At 40.3% G+C, this 13,942-nt stretch carries 10 protein-coding genes; 6 read left to right on the top strand and 4 right to left on the bottom strand.

The features are described 5' to 3' along the window. The 3 genes from H5158_RS18515 to H5158_RS18505 are packed head-to-tail and all read right to left on the bottom strand — an operon-like array spanning nucleotide 1 to nucleotide 3,309. On the bottom strand, nucleotides 1-1,314 hold the full coding sequence (locus H5158_RS18515) for an ABC transporter permease (RefSeq protein ID WP_169021297.1): 1,314 nt from the start codon (nucleotides 1,312-1,314) through the stop codon (nucleotides 1-3). Nucleotides 1,315-1,317: 3 nt separating this feature from the next. Further along, nucleotides 1,318-2,028, bottom strand: coding sequence for an ABC transporter ATP-binding protein (locus H5158_RS18510; RefSeq protein WP_182740608.1), 711 nt, complete (start codon nucleotides 2,026-2,028; stop codon nucleotides 1,318-1,320). A 27-nt stretch (nucleotides 2,029-2,055) separates the two neighbouring features. Beyond that, nucleotides 2,056-3,309, bottom strand: a complete 1,254-nt coding sequence (locus H5158_RS18505; protein WP_182719478.1) for an efflux RND transporter periplasmic adaptor subunit — start codon at nucleotides 3,307-3,309, stop codon at nucleotides 2,056-2,058. Nucleotides 3,310-4,100: 791 nt separating this feature from the next. Here H5158_RS18505 and gltB point away from each other — a divergent pair. The 3 genes from gltB to H5158_RS18490 all read left to right on the top strand — a co-directional run bounded on the left by gltB (nucleotide 4,101) and on the right by H5158_RS18490 (nucleotide 10,972). Further along, on the top strand, nucleotides 4,101-8,558 hold the full coding sequence (gene gltB, locus H5158_RS18500) for a glutamate synthase large subunit (protein ID WP_182740607.1): 4,458 nt from the start codon (nucleotides 4,101-4,103) through the stop codon (nucleotides 8,556-8,558). Nucleotides 8,559-8,567: 9 nt separating this feature from the next. Continuing rightward, a complete protein-coding gene (locus H5158_RS18495) occupies nucleotides 8,568-9,983 on the top strand; it encodes an FAD-dependent oxidoreductase (protein ID WP_149982771.1) in 1,416 nt (471 codons plus the stop codon). Nucleotides 9,984-10,453: 470 nt separating this feature from the next. Continuing rightward, complete coding sequence (locus tag H5158_RS18490) at nucleotides 10,454-10,972, top strand: hypothetical protein (RefSeq protein WP_182719671.1); 519 nt, start codon at nucleotides 10,454-10,456, stop codon at nucleotides 10,970-10,972. A 149-nt stretch (nucleotides 10,973-11,121) separates the two neighbouring features. Here H5158_RS18490 and H5158_RS18485 read toward each other — a convergent pair whose 3' ends face one another. Beyond that, nucleotides 11,122-11,328, bottom strand: coding sequence for a hypothetical protein (locus H5158_RS18485; protein WP_182740606.1), 207 nt, complete (start codon nucleotides 11,326-11,328; stop codon nucleotides 11,122-11,124). Between the two features lie 445 nt (nucleotides 11,329-11,773). On the opposite strand from H5158_RS18485, the gene H5158_RS18480 reads away from it, so the two are divergent. The 3 genes from H5158_RS18480 to H5158_RS18470 all read left to right on the top strand — a co-directional run bounded on the left by H5158_RS18480 (nucleotide 11,774) and on the right by H5158_RS18470 (nucleotide 13,457). Next, the gene (locus H5158_RS18480; RefSeq protein WP_182719673.1) at nucleotides 11,774-12,157 is read left to right on the top strand and encodes an immunity 22 family protein; all 384 of its coding nucleotides are present in this window, start codon (nucleotides 11,774-11,776) and stop codon (nucleotides 12,155-12,157) included. Between the two features lie 175 nt (nucleotides 12,158-12,332). Beyond that, nucleotides 12,333-12,764, top strand: a complete 432-nt coding sequence (locus tag H5158_RS18475; RefSeq protein ID WP_182719674.1) for a hypothetical protein — start codon at nucleotides 12,333-12,335, stop codon at nucleotides 12,762-12,764. Nucleotides 12,765-12,935: 171 nt separating this feature from the next. Continuing rightward, nucleotides 12,936-13,457, top strand: a complete 522-nt coding sequence (locus H5158_RS18470) for a leucine-rich repeat domain-containing protein (RefSeq protein ID WP_182740605.1) — start codon at nucleotides 12,936-12,938, stop codon at nucleotides 13,455-13,457. Nucleotides 13,458-13,942: the final 485 nt, after the last annotated feature.

The raw sequence follows: 13,942 nt of genomic DNA, 5'->3' as shown, positions 1-13,942 counted from the left end.
TTATTGGCTCTTGAGGTAAATTGCAGGGTTGGTTTTACACACTAACCAAGCAGGATAAAGTCCGGCTACGATGCAGGTTGTTATAGCGATAATAGGTGCACTGAGTAACATGGTGATATCCATGGTGGCTAAGCTTTCATAGTAACTGTAGCTTTGTCGCACAGCGAGTAAACCAACTTGTGCTATCACAATACCAAGCAAGCCACCTAAAGCCCCAAGCATGGCTACTTCAACTAGATGCTGTAAAAAAACTTGTCGTTTACTGGCTCCTAGTGCTCGGCGCACACCTACCTCCGGTGCCCGACGCAAAAACTTAGCGAGCAATAAACCAAGGATATTGGCTAAGCACACAGCTAAAAACATAAAGCTTAAGCCGACCAATATTTTGTTGTCTTCACTAACCACATTGTTGTATTGCATCCATTGGTTTACATCGCGTAGTTTGTATTCAAGTACTTTACGCTTAAAACGTCCTAATTTTTGTTGTTCTTGCATATAAGCTAATAAATAGTCTGCGTATGCTTGTTTTTGTTTGGCGTCAGATAATAGTGCCCAAAATTGGATCCAAACTTTTTCTGACTGCAGCTTGTCAGCAAATGTTCGCGTGTTTTCATGTTTCCACCCATTGGTATTACCCCACGTTACTACTTCATTAGCCTTAACTAAACTAAAAGGTAGGAATAATTCTTCGGGTTCATTAAATGCGCCATTGTTTAAATCGTAATATTTAGTCGTTAGCTGCCAATGTGCGATAACCCCGACAACTTCATAACTGAGATCATCCAGATAAATCACCTTACCTACAGAGTTTTTACCTGCAAATAATTTGTCATTGAGCTTTTCGCTGATCACCACCACGGATGCCGCTGTCTGTTCTTGTTGCGAAGACCAGCTTCCACCATAAATAAATGATAAATTAAATAGGCTAAAAAAATCGGGAGTGGTTAAACGTGCTTCACCTATAAATGGTTTAATGATGTCTGAATCTATATGCACCGAAAATCCAGAGCGCATCATGGCAATTTTATGCTCAGGTATTGGCGCATTCTGTAAATTAACCGCATCTTGATAGGTCAGTTGTGACGGCAGGTTATCTTTAGTCCACCACGTATTGCCATCATCCATTATTTGTAATTGCACAGTATAAAGTTGATTGCTTTTTTCGGGAATAGGATCCGCCGACATCATATGATAAACGCTTAAACTGGTCATGGTTACACCAATCCCAATAGCAATGGCTAGCACCATTAACATGCTTACCAGTGGTGTGCGCTTAAAACTACGCCAACTTAAATCGAGGTAATGTAATAGCATAAGTTACGCTCCAGCCACATTTTTTAGGTTTTGCGCGCCTTGATACAAGGTAAAGTCGGCAAGTTGACCATCAACCACTTGAATATTACGAGGTGCTCTGCGGGCAAGTTCTGGGTCATGAGTCACCATAATGATGGTCGCGCCGTCACGGTTAATTTGCTCCAGCAATTCCATCACTTGACGTGCCATTAAGCTGTCTAGGTTACCTGTTGGTTCATCGGCTAATAAAAAGCGCGGCTCACCGGCGAGGGCGCGGGCAATCGCTACCCGTTGCTGTTGACCACCTGATAACTGTTGCGGCAAATGTTTAGCGCGTGAAGCTAGACCTACTTGTTCTAAGCACTGTTCAATACGACGTTTACGCTCGCTTGCTTTAATACCTCGGTAGCGCAGTGGCACTTCAATGTTTTCATATAAATTTAAATCAGGGATCAGGTTGAAGCCTTGGAAAATAAAACCAATTTTTTGATTGCGACAATCCGCTCGTTGATTGTCGTTCAGTTTGCCAACATTAATACCATCGAGCAGATATTCACCACTGCTAAAAGGTTCTAACATGCCTGCGATATTTAAAAAGGTGGTTTTCCCGGAGCCACTAGGGCCAGTTACAGCGATAAATTCGCCTTCTTCTACTTGTAAGTTAAAGTCGCGTAATGCATGGGTTTGCACCATTTCTGTTTGATACAGTTTACTAATATTGTTCATTTTAAGCATGAGTTGATCCTTGTAATATGGTTGTTCTTATCTCAGTAATAATGTTGGCGCTTGTTTAAAGTTATCGTAACTGGAGATGATCAGCTGATCGCCTGAGCTAACACCTTGTAGCAATTCTATTGCGTTGATGCTGCTTGCCCCGGTTGTGATATTTACCAGTTGTGCGGTGTCGCCGATAACTTTGTAAACCTGCGTACCACCTTGCTGCATAAACGCACCGCGTTTGATTTGTAAAACGTCATCACGATTTTCTAATAAAATGCGCGCTGTTAATCGCTGGTTTTGGCGAATGCCTTTTAGCTCTTCGTCAAAGCGTACTCGAGTAGTTACTTCACGATTGTTAACTTCCGGCGAAATTGCCGACAACACACCAGTCACTTTTTTTGCCCCGAGTGTGAGCTCAACTTCCATTCCTAAACCGAGTTCGTTGGCGTAACTTTCAGGTACTTGCAGTTGTGCTTCAAAATTACTTAAATCAACCAGCGTCATTAACGGCTGACTTTGGGTAACGGCTTCTTTTTGTTGTACAAGCAGGTTACCAACAATACCGGTGACGCTGGCTTTAATAGTTAAGTTTCTGACTTGACGATTTAAATCATCAACGATCAGTTGTTGGCGAGCGAGATCGCGCTCTGCAGCTTTGAGTTCAAATGCGAGTGTATCTTTAGCAAGTTCAACTTCTTGTTGAGCGTGTTTGTAAGAAAGCTTGGCTCGGGCAAGATCATCAACTGCTTTTTCTAAATCAATTTGGCTGATCAAGTTTTTTTCGATAGAAAGCTTAGCACGGCGATTTTCCCTGTCTGCTGCATTGAGCTCTACTTGGGCGAGATCAAGCGTTTTGGTTAAGCTTAACTTTTGTCGGCGTGCTTCTAAGTGCTTACGTTGTAATTCACCATCAAGGCGGGCTAACACCGATTGTTGCTGTTTTAGTTCATTATTGAGTTCTGGGCTATCGACTAAAGCAATAATGTCATCTTTATTTACTTTATCACCGGCTTTAACTTGTAAATCCACATATCCACGTTCTGGGCTATAAACCTTAGGAGCATTTGCAGCAACAATTTTACCGCTGGCGGCTACATCACGTACTAAACGACTAATATTAACGGTAGCAATCTGTAAAGAAGCCCGGTCAACAGAAATACTGCCTTGATTGTTACCCATAAATGCTTGTGCACATAAAGCAAGTACGGCAAGTGATAGCGCCAGCACTATTAATGGTTTTTTGTAACTGCGTCTTTGCGTAATACTTACATCTTGTCCGCTGGTATCTTTTATCATGAGTGATCCTTAGCTATGTCTATTCTCGCAGTAAGTGATCATCAAGCTCACTACTAAGACAGTGATTGGTGAAACTAAAAATAAACTGAGAATAAACATAAGTTGTGTCCTGTAATTATCTTTTAATGTTTATTCGAATATCATGCCACTATTTAATGTCATGATTTTAATGAAATAATTATTTATTTTTAAATTATTTGGTGTCCGCGGACATAAATTGTGTCCGCTGCGGACACTTTACTATGGCGGCTAAGAAGCTGCCGCAGGCGTCAACAGGGTGAGCAAGCTAAAAACTTACTAACTAGCGTAAATTATGCAAAATGTGACTGTTGTGATGATAATTATGCATTAATTAGTGGCTTTAAATTTACCCATAAAAAGACACTGGAAAGAGTATTTACTCTAATGCGCACTGTGGTATCGACCTTGAACGACAACAAAGAGATTCAATAAAAAAGAAAGCATTTATTTTCGCTACATAACTCAGTGAATATTTATTCATTTTTACTCTGGTTTACGTTAACGTAAACTGCAGGTTTGCAGAGCGGTTATTTTACAACTTGTTAAATATGACACCAGTGTCATAAAAAAATAACGGGTAAAATATCGCTAAATGTTAAAAATAGGCATGAAATAAAAAGATTGTGTTGTGGTGAGAAATATTCAAGAATGTGAATATGTATTCAAGGCGCTATTGACTCAATGTACAATTGGCGATAGTTTTGACTGTCTGCTAGCAAACCGTCGAGAAGGTCATTCATAGCTAGCTGTTGTAGCAAGGGGAGGGGTCTATGTTATACGACTCAAAATTAGAAAAAGATAATTGTGGCTTTGGCTTAATAGCCCAAGTTAATGGTCAGGCAAGTCATCGTTTAATTCGAACAGCGATCACTGGCTTAGACCGTATGGAACACCGTGGTGGTATTTCTGCCGATGGTAAAACAGGCGATGGCTGTGGCTTATTATTACAAAAGCCAGATAGCTTTTTTCGTGCTATTGCCGCTGAAAAAAATTGGCACTTGGGTAAAAATTATGCCGTTGGCATGATTTTCCTAAACTCAGATCCAGTACTTGCGCAAGCTGCAAAAGATATATTGAGTGAAGAACTCGAAAAAGAAACCCTCAATATTCAAGGTTGGCGAATTGTGCCAACAGATGAATCATGTTTAGGGCCAATTGCAATAAAGCAGTTACCTAAATTTGAACAGATTTTTGTTAATGCACCAGAAGGCTGGCGCCCAAAAGATTTAGAGCGTCGTTTATACGTTGCGCGCCGTCGTGCTGAAAAGCGTTTAAGCGAAGATGAAGGCTTTTACATTGCCAGCTTGTCAGGGTTAGTAACTATCTACAAAGGCTTAATGATGCCGGTGGATTTGCCTAACTTCTATTTAGATTTAGCCGATATCCGCATGACCAGCGCAATTTGTGTATTTCACCAACGTTTTTCAACTAATACACAACCGCGTTGGCCTTTGGCTCAGCCGTTCCGCTATTTAGCGCATAACGGTGAAATCAACACCATACAAGGTAACCGCCAGTGGGCTCGTGCTCGTTCATATAAGTTTGCATCGCCGCTTATTCCAGATTTGCAATCAGCAGCACCCTTTGTCAATGAAACCGGCTCAGATTCATCAAGCCTAGATAATATGCTTGAGTTGTTTTTAGCTGGTGGCATGGATTTATTTCGTGCTATGCGAATGCTAGTACCACCTGCATGGCAGAAAAACCGTGCGATGGATGATGACTTACGTGCATTTTACGACTTTAACTCTATGCACATGGAACCATGGGATGGCCCAGCTGGTATTGTGATGTCTGATGGGCGTTTTGCTGCGTGTAACTTGGACCGTAATGGTCTGCGTCCTGCACGTTATGTGATCACTCAAGATGGCTTTATTACCCTAGCTTCTGAAGTGGGTATTTGGGATTACACTGCGGATGAAGTGGTTGAGAAAGGCCGTGTTGGCCCTGGTGAGCTGTTAGTTATTGATACTCAGTTAGGTAAAATTTGGCACTCAGACGAAATTGATCGCGACCTTAAATCTCGCCACCCATATAAAGCATGGCTTGAGGCCAATGTTAAGCGCTTAACGCCGTTTGAGCAGCTATCAGAGCAAGATGCGGGCAACCGTTCATTTGATGATGAAACATTACTGAAATATCAAAAAATGTTTGGTTACACCAATGAAGAACTTGATAGCGTTATTCGCGTAATGGGTGAAATTGGTCAAGAAGCAACCGGTTCTATGGGGGATGACACGCCATTTGCAGTGCTTTCTGAAGGTAACCGTTCATTGTTTGATTACTTCCGTCAAAAGTTTGCGCAAGTAACTAACCCGCCAATCGATCCACTGCGTGAAAACCATGTAATGTCGCTGGCGACCTGTATCGGTAGTGAGCAAAACGTGTTTAACGAGACCACCGGCCACGCTAAGCGTCTACAGTTTGATACTCCAATTCTAATGTATGCAGACATGCAACAATTATTGAGCGCTGATCAGGCTCATTACAGCTATTGCAAAATCGATATCACCTACAGCAAAGAAGAAGGCCTTGGTGATGCAGTAATCCGTATTTGTGACGAAGCGCAAGAAAAAGCAGCTGGTGGCTGTGTCATGTTGTTTTTGAGTGACCGTAATTTTGATGAGAATAAATTACCAATTCCTGCCGCTATGGCTGTTGGAGCGGTACAAAAGCGTTTAGTTGATAACAATTTACGTTGTGAATCAAATATCATCATTGAAACAGGTAGTGTCCGTGACGCGCATCAATTTGCGGTATTAATTGGTTTTGGTGCAACGGCAATTTACCCGTACTTAGCATATGAATCACTGGTTGCGATGAGCGACTCTAAAGTGATCAACAAGAGCTATTGCCAAGTTACGCTTGCTTATCGTAATGCAATCAACAAAGGCTTGTACAAGATCATGTCAAAAATGGGCATTAGTACCGTGGCATCGTATCGTTGTTCAATGTTGTTTGAAGCAGTTGGTTTGTCGGATGCAATTGTTGATACCTGTTTTAATGGTGTGGCAAGTCGCATTAAAGGCGCGTGTTTTACTGATTTTGATGATGACCAACGCAAGTTACATACTTTGGCATTAAGTAAACGTAAATTACTCAGCCATGGCGGCTTATTAAAGTATGTGCATGACGGCGAGTATCACGCGTACAACCCAGACGTCATTCAAACGTTACAAAAAGCGGTGCGCTCAGGCGAATATTCTGATTACAGCGTATACGCAGATCTTGTTAATAAGCGCCCAATTGCCACATTACGTGACATGCTTGCACTGAAACTGCCAGCAGAAGGGATCAGCATTGATGATGTTGAGCCAGCAACTGAGCTATATAAGCGTTTTGACTCGGCGGCAATGAGTATCGGTGCTTTATCGCCAGAGGCGCATGAAGCGCTTGCAATTGCGATGAACCGCTTAGGTGGCTGTTCAAATTCAGGTGAAGGCGGCGAAGACAAACTACGCTATGGTACCGAGAAAAACTCACGTATCAAGCAAGTTGCATCAGGTCGTTTTGGGGTAACACCACATTACTTACGCAGTGCTGACGTTATTCAAATTAAAGTAGCGCAAGGTGCAAAACCAGGTGAAGGCGGGCAATTGCCGGGCGAAAAAGTAACCCCGTATATTGCTAAGCTTCGTTACTCGGTACCGGGGGTGACCTTAATTTCACCTCCACCGCATCACGATATTTATTCGATTGAAGATTTAGCTCAGCTTATTTTCGATTTAAAACAAGTAAACCCTAAAGCGTTGATCTCAGTAAAACTAGTATCAGAGCCAGGTGTGGGCACAATCGCCACTGGTGTTGCTAAAGCATATGCTGATTTAATTACTATTTCAGGCTATGACGGCGGTACTGGCGCAAGCCCGCTAACGTCGGTTAAATATGCGGGTAGCCCGTGGGAGCTTGGTCTTGCTGAAACACAACAAGCGCTGGTTGAAAACGGTTTACGTCATCGTATTCGTTTGCAAACTGATGGTGGTTTAAAAACCGGCCTTGATATCATCAAAGCAGCTATTTTAGGTGCAGAGAGCTTTGGTTTTGGTACGGGTCCTATGGTTGCGCTTGGTTGTAAGTACCTGCGTATTTGCCACCTAAATAACTGTGCAACCGGTGTAGCAACGCAAGACGAAACATTGCGTCAAAAACATTTCCATGGCCTACCAGAAATGGCGATGAACTACTTTAAGTTTATTGCTCAAGAAGCCCGTGAAATTATGGCAAGCCTAGGGGTTGCCAAACTAACAGACTTAATCGGTCGTCTTGATTTACTCGAAGCGATTGAAGGTAAAACTGCAAAGCAGCAAAAAATTGACTTATCGTCAGTGATTGCACAGCCGAATAACCCAACTGGTGAAACCTTATACTGCAGCGCACCTAATACGTCACATTATTTAGGTAAGTTGAATGAAACCTTACTTGCTAAAGCTCAACAAGCAATTGATGAGATCAGCGGTATTTCACTGGTCAGCCGTATTTGTAACACTGACCGTTCAGTGGGCGCGATGTTATCGGGTTATATAGCCGATAAGCATGGCAATCAAGGCATGGCAGCTGATCCTGTCTCGATTGAGTTACACGGAACCGCTGGTCAATCATTTGGTGTATGGAATGCTGGTGGCCTAGAAATGACCCTAGTCGGCGATGCTAACGATTACGTAGGCAAAGGCATGGCGGGCGGTAAGCTGGTTATTCGCCCACCACTGGGTTCGTCATTTGAAAGTCACAAAGCGACCATCGCAGGTAATACCTGTTTATATGGTGCAACGGGTGGCAAGCTGTTTGCTGCAGGTTGTGCGGGAGAGCGTTTTGCGGTTCGTAACTCAGGCGTGCAAGCGGTTGTTGAAGGCGTAGGTGATAATGGCTGTGAGTACATGACCGGTGGCGTAGTTTGCGTGTTGGGCAATGTAGGCGTGAACTTTGGTGCAGGTATGACCGGTGGCTTTGCCTATATTTTGGATGAGCGTAATGACTTTGAAAAACGCATTAATCCAGAGCTAGTCGAAGTGGTGCTGTTAGATGAGCTAGCGTCACACCAAGAGCATTTGCGTGGTCTAATTGCTGAGCATTTAGAACTAACAGGCTCAAGCCGTGCAGAAACTATTTTAGCCAGTTTTGAAACGTATTTACCAAAATTCAAACTAGTTAAGCCAAAATCAAGTGATGTGAAAAGTTTACTCGGGCATCGCGCTCGTAGTAGTGCTGAACTTCGTGTTCAAGCACAGTAAGGGGGTAGTATGAGCGAGAATGTATATCAATTTATAGACGTGCAGCGGGTTGATCCCCGCAAAAAGCCAATTTCGTCACGTAAAAAATCATTTGTTGAAATTTACGAACCCTTTTCAGAGAAGCAAGTAAACTCACAAGCGGACCGCTGCCTAGATTGTGGTAACCCGTATTGTGAATGGAAATGCCCAGTGCATAACTATATCCCACAGTGGTTAAAGTTAATTCGTACTGGCCGTATTCTTGAAGCTGCGGAGCTATCACACCGCACAAATAGTTTACCAGAAGTGTGTGGCCGGGTGTGCCCGCAAGATCGTTTGTGTGAAGGTTCATGTACATTAGACGAAGAGTTTGGTGCAGTAACAATCGGTAATATTGAAAAATACATTACTGATACTGCATTTAAAATGGGCTGGAAGCCTGATATGTCGTACGTGGTATGGACCGATAAAAAAGTAGCTATCATCGGTGCCGGCCCTGCAGGCCTAGGTTGCGCTGATATTCTAGTGCGTAATGGTGTAAAACCAGTGGTATTTGACCGTCATCCAGAAATTGGTGGCTTGCTTACTTTTGGTATTCCATCGTTCAAACTTGAAAAACAAGTCATGCAAAAACGTCGTGAAATTTTCACCGAAATGGGGGTTGAGTTTAAACTTAATACTGAAGTCGGTGTTGATATCACAATGGATGAAATATTGGCCGAATACGACGCAGTATTTTTGGGAGTGGGGACTTATCAAAGCATGCGTGCTGGCCTTGAAAACGAAGATGCACCAGGTGTACATGATGCATTACCGTTCTTAATCGGTAATACCAACCGCGTAATGGGCTATGATGAGTCTAATCAAGCTTATCTTGATATGGCTAACCAAAAGGTTGTGGTACTTGGTGGTGGTGATACCGCGATGGACTGTGTACGTACTTCAATTCGTCAAGGTGCGGAAAAAGTAATCTGTGCTTATCGTCGTGATGAAGAAAACATGCCAGGTTCAAGACGTGAAGTGAAAAACGCCAAAGAAGAGGGCGTTGAATTTACTTTTAACGTGCAACCAACCGGTATCGTACTAAACGACAACGGCCATGTTGCAGGCGTACAAATGGTAAAAACCCAAATGGGTGAACCAGATGAAAAAGGCCGCAGCCGCGCAGAAGTAGTACCTGGCTCAGAACATGTGATTGAAGCCGACCAAGTAATAATGGCATTTGGTTTCAAACCACACAAAATGGATTGGTTAGAAAAGTACGATGTAGAGATAAATCACTGGGGCGGCATTAACGCACCAGAGCAAGGTGAATTTACCCATCAAACAACTAACCCTAAAATCTTTGCTGGCGGCGATATAGTGCGCGGCTCAGATTTAGTAGTCACAGCAATCTTCGAAGGGCGTAACGCCGCCGAAGGGATCATGGACTACTTGAAAGTGTAACGTTTTAAAGGTTTAAGAATGTAAAAAGCAAGCCAGATGGCTTGCTTTTTTTATGGCTTGGATAGTAGAGTTTTAAGCGCTAAGTCGTAAGTTTTAAGTTTACTCGGTGTTAAATTAAGCAACGTAGGTAGGGTGACAACTAAACCCAACGAAAAAATAGCTAACCAGTTAACACAGGCAAGAGGAACTAAGAAATGATAGACCCTTTTCTTTTGATGATATAATTCTGAATTGCGATGATACTCAGAAACAAAGCTGAAGATTATTTATCATGCTGCTGCCTTTTAATACACTTTGTTTATGGTCAGAATTGCGCGGTGACTGAGTATCGTTAATTCCCCTCTCACATTTTACGCCCAATTAGATTAGTGTTGGCACTATGGTGATAAATGAATTGTTTTTATTGAAAAAGATAAATTAAAAAATAATGATTTTAGTTATTTAAAAAAGTGATGCAGGTTAAGCTACATATGGATGAACCCAAGAAAAAATTAAAGCAGCATTTAGAGACGTATACACCGACTTGTATTGCTATTTTTAAACGCTTTATTTCGAAGTACGAAATCACGATGAAAAATGAGACCGGACGTGTAGAGTGTATTTGCGAAGTGTTTGATGAGCATAAGTTAGCGCTGACATTTATTACCTGTACTGATATGGCAAACCATAGCCAAGTGCTTGAGGATTGCGATGAAGCTTTTATGGCGAAACATGAGTTTATCAGTCGCGAATATCATGCACAGTATATGGCTTATTTAAAACAGTATATTGCAAAAAATGATATTGATGAAGATGAGTGTGATGCTTATGATAGTATCAGCGAACCCATTATTATTGAATGGCTGTCGCAATGTTGGTTGATGGCTAATAACGATAATAACTCAGACTATAATCTTTTTTATTTTATACACCGTTATCCAAATGAACCGATAATAAACTTAGTTAATCAAGAAAAATTATCGCTATATGAGTTAAATAGTGATAGGTAGATAACGTGTGTGTTTGGGCTCATATAATAACAATAGGTTGAGTGTATGAATCTTATGAAAAATGTGATGAAACTGACTTTTGATAATATCACCTTATCTATAACACAAGAATGCCAGTTTTTTCGATATAAGAGCAAAGCGCCATATGGTTATAAATCCCAACTCATAGCTTGCATACTTAATAGTCCCGCTGTTTCCTGTTGATCCATATCATCCTTATACATTTGCCTAGCTATAGTGAATACTTCATAAGTTAGGCCGTAGCTTCTTACGTATTCTATAAAATCTAGTAACTCAAACTTATCTACGTCGCCGTTTATTAGTTTATCTTTAAAAAACTGTATATCGTCATCCATCTAGTTCTCTTTTAATTAGCACATAACAAAAACATCAAAATGATTTAGTACGTTTTTGCAATTGTTAAGGATGTTTATTATTATCACTTAGTTAAATATTAAAGATAAGCTAAATTTATGTGTTTGATACTTTTATATTTGAATATGAGTATAGTATTACAAAATGGAGCTAACTTTACAGCTAGTAAATACTTGTCATTAGTGACTGAATAGTGATTTTTATCAATGTTACTACAACCAACTTACATCTCATTGTGAAATTCACTAATTTTTCTACTGTTAAGTAGGCAGCTTTTCAACGTAACTAATTATCAGTTATACTGATAATGAAATTCAATGATTATCAGTAATCTAAGCAGGATTAATAATCCTTAGTTTTGCTCCTTCGTTGTATATTCAACTAATAATTTCTGCTTGTAAACGAGGTTTGACAAAGGAGTCAATTATGAAAAGTCGTGAAGTTTCGCACTTTTTTCTTGGAAGAGTTTCTGATCATTCAAAATACAATTCCTTCCTTGAAGAGCGTTATGGTTTTGATGATGATATTCCTCTTTCAAAATTTTGCGAATCACAGGGAGAAGTTTTTATCGATCATGACTTCATGGAAATTGGATCAAGAGATCAGGAGTCTTCATTAGAAACTTTTTTTAAGCCGTATTCATATTCTGAGCATTGGTTGCATGATGTTATTAAAACAGCAGAGGAATTTGAATTATTAGATGCTAACGTGCTTCTATTTTTATCAAAGGAAGAAATTGATAGGCCAAGAACAGTCAAAGGTGATGGATTTGAATTGATATATATGGGTGAGTTTAGTTATCCCACTTAAAGTATGGAGAGCTATTCGGATAGCAATTTTATAAATATGGCTAAATAGCTTTTATGGTTTTAAAAAGATGTTAGCCTACCTTAAATTTCGAGTTTTTTGGTGTACTCAAACTTGAACTTTGATACCGTTGCAAGTCTCTCTGGAGTATAAATAGTTTTATATGTATTGGGGTAGTATGAAATATTTCTCAAGTATTATGGCGTTGTTAATTTCGTTTCACCTTATTGCTCAAGAAATTAAAGTTAATTCAGGAATTTATTCAGACTACTATCATATAAAATATGAAATTACTTCAGGCAAGTATTCTGTAAACACTGAATATGGATTCAATAAAGGGGGTCAATTTGAAGTGTTTGTGCCAAAAGAGTACTTTCCGATCACGGCGCCAATGTGCAAAAAAAATATCATAATTCGTATGCCTTACTCTAAGTCTGAAAAACGTAAACGTGCTCTTTACAACGCACTATTATTATCAAAAACGATGACCGTTATATTAGAGCTAAATCCGTATGTTAAAGTCTTACAAAAAGAGCCATTACAGGTTGAGTTAGAAAACTGTAATGTATTTTTTAGGCATAAAGCGGGGGATTACTTTGATCAGCTCTAAAATACGTGATAGATAATTCACGCGGTTGATGCTTTACACACTTGAAAGTCTCTTAGTTTCTGTGTGAGTTAAAATTACTCAAAGATGACTTTAAGTCGTATATTTGATTAACTTACTTGATATATTTGACATAAATTTTAAGTGGAAACTTATATAAAAATTAGGATCGTAATGGAAAACTTAACGAATGAATCTTACACTTTTAAAGATATCGACGACAAAATTTTAATTTTAGATTATATAGGGGATTCAAAAGACGTTGTTATCCCTGATTATATTAATAACAAACCTGTGGTTGCAATTATGCGTGAAGCGTTTGACAATAAAAAGCTTGAAGCTGTTGTGTTACCAAAGTATTTAGAATTTATAGATGAAGATGCCTTCTATCAAAACCAAATTAAAGAAATTGTTATTCCTGCTAGCGTTATAAAAATTGGTGGTGGGGCATTTGGACGTAATAAAATAGAAAAGCTGACTATTGAAGCGGAAATAGATTCTCTTCCTATGTTTTGTTTTGTCGGGAATAACATAGAAAACTTGACTATACCGGCTTCTGTAACGTCAATTAGTAATGACTGCTTCGGTGAAAATAAATATCTTAAAAAAGTTACTTTGCCTGAATGTTTATTAGAGGATAAAAAGAATATATTTTATGGTTGTGATATCGACAACATTACTTTTATTCCAATTTAAAGAGCTCGATTTATAGAAAGACGAAGGTCTATAACTCTTTGTTGCCTACATGGATGTGGGTAAGGGACGCGGTAGTTTAATTGCTCGATTTTTTACTTGGCCCACCAGGTTATAAATCTCGCGCCGCGATTACCCCCATATTATAATGCTGGTTTAGCGCCAAATGAATCTGAGGTTAGATACCAAGATTCTAAAACTGTGGCCAAAATTTGTTGACCACTACAGGGGTCAGTGAGCGACTGGCAATAGCATGCGGTATCACCAGTACCACAAGTAGGCGCTTGGAAGCGAAGGCCCTTGTAGAAGCTCAAAAACAAAAGGAATTAACATTGTGCTAGGCAATAACTACTTAGCTTCACAAGGTTTAGTGTCATTGAGAGATATTTGGATCAATATTCATTACGGGAGATGAACCGCCCATTGCGGACCCGCATGATGGGTGGTGTGGGGGCTGGAGGTTAGAGACCTCCGGCTACCCGATTAGC

Source organism: Pseudoalteromonas sp. SR45-6 (genome assembly GCF_014163545.1).
GTDB classification, from domain to species: Bacteria; Pseudomonadota; Gammaproteobacteria; order Enterobacterales; family Alteromonadaceae; genus Pseudoalteromonas; species Pseudoalteromonas rhizosphaerae.
This window is presented reverse-complemented; position numbering and strand designations above follow the sequence as displayed.

Excerpts from the sequence above, each read along its gene's own strand:
- H5158_RS18470 (WP_182740605.1), top strand. The coding sequence starts at position 12,936 with ATGGAAAACTTAACGAATGAATCTTACACTTTTAAAGATATCGACGAC.
- H5158_RS18505 (WP_182719478.1), bottom strand. The coding sequence starts at position 3,309 with ATGATAAAAGATACCAGCGGACAAGATGTAAGTATTACGCAAAGACGC.
- H5158_RS18475 (WP_182719674.1), top strand. The coding sequence starts at position 12,333 with ATGAAATATTTCTCAAGTATTATGGCGTTGTTAATTTCGTTTCACCTT.
- H5158_RS18480 (WP_182719673.1), top strand. The coding sequence starts at position 11,774 with ATGAAAAGTCGTGAAGTTTCGCACTTTTTTCTTGGAAGAGTTTCTGAT.
- H5158_RS18490 (WP_182719671.1), top strand. The coding sequence starts at position 10,454 with ATGGATGAACCCAAGAAAAAATTAAAGCAGCATTTAGAGACGTATACA.
- gltB (WP_182740607.1), top strand. The coding sequence starts at position 4,101 with ATGTTATACGACTCAAAATTAGAAAAAGATAATTGTGGCTTTGGCTTA.
- H5158_RS18495 (WP_149982771.1), top strand. The coding sequence starts at position 8,568 with ATGAGCGAGAATGTATATCAATTTATAGACGTGCAGCGGGTTGATCCC.
- H5158_RS18510 (WP_182740608.1), bottom strand. The coding sequence starts at position 2,028 with ATGCTTAAAATGAACAATATTAGTAAACTGTATCAAACAGAAATGGTG.
- H5158_RS18485 (WP_182740606.1), bottom strand. The coding sequence starts at position 11,328 with ATGGATGACGATATACAGTTTTTTAAAGATAAACTAATAAACGGCGAC.
- H5158_RS18515 (WP_169021297.1), bottom strand. The coding sequence starts at position 1,314 with ATGCTATTACATTACCTCGATTTAAGTTGGCGTAGTTTTAAGCGCACA.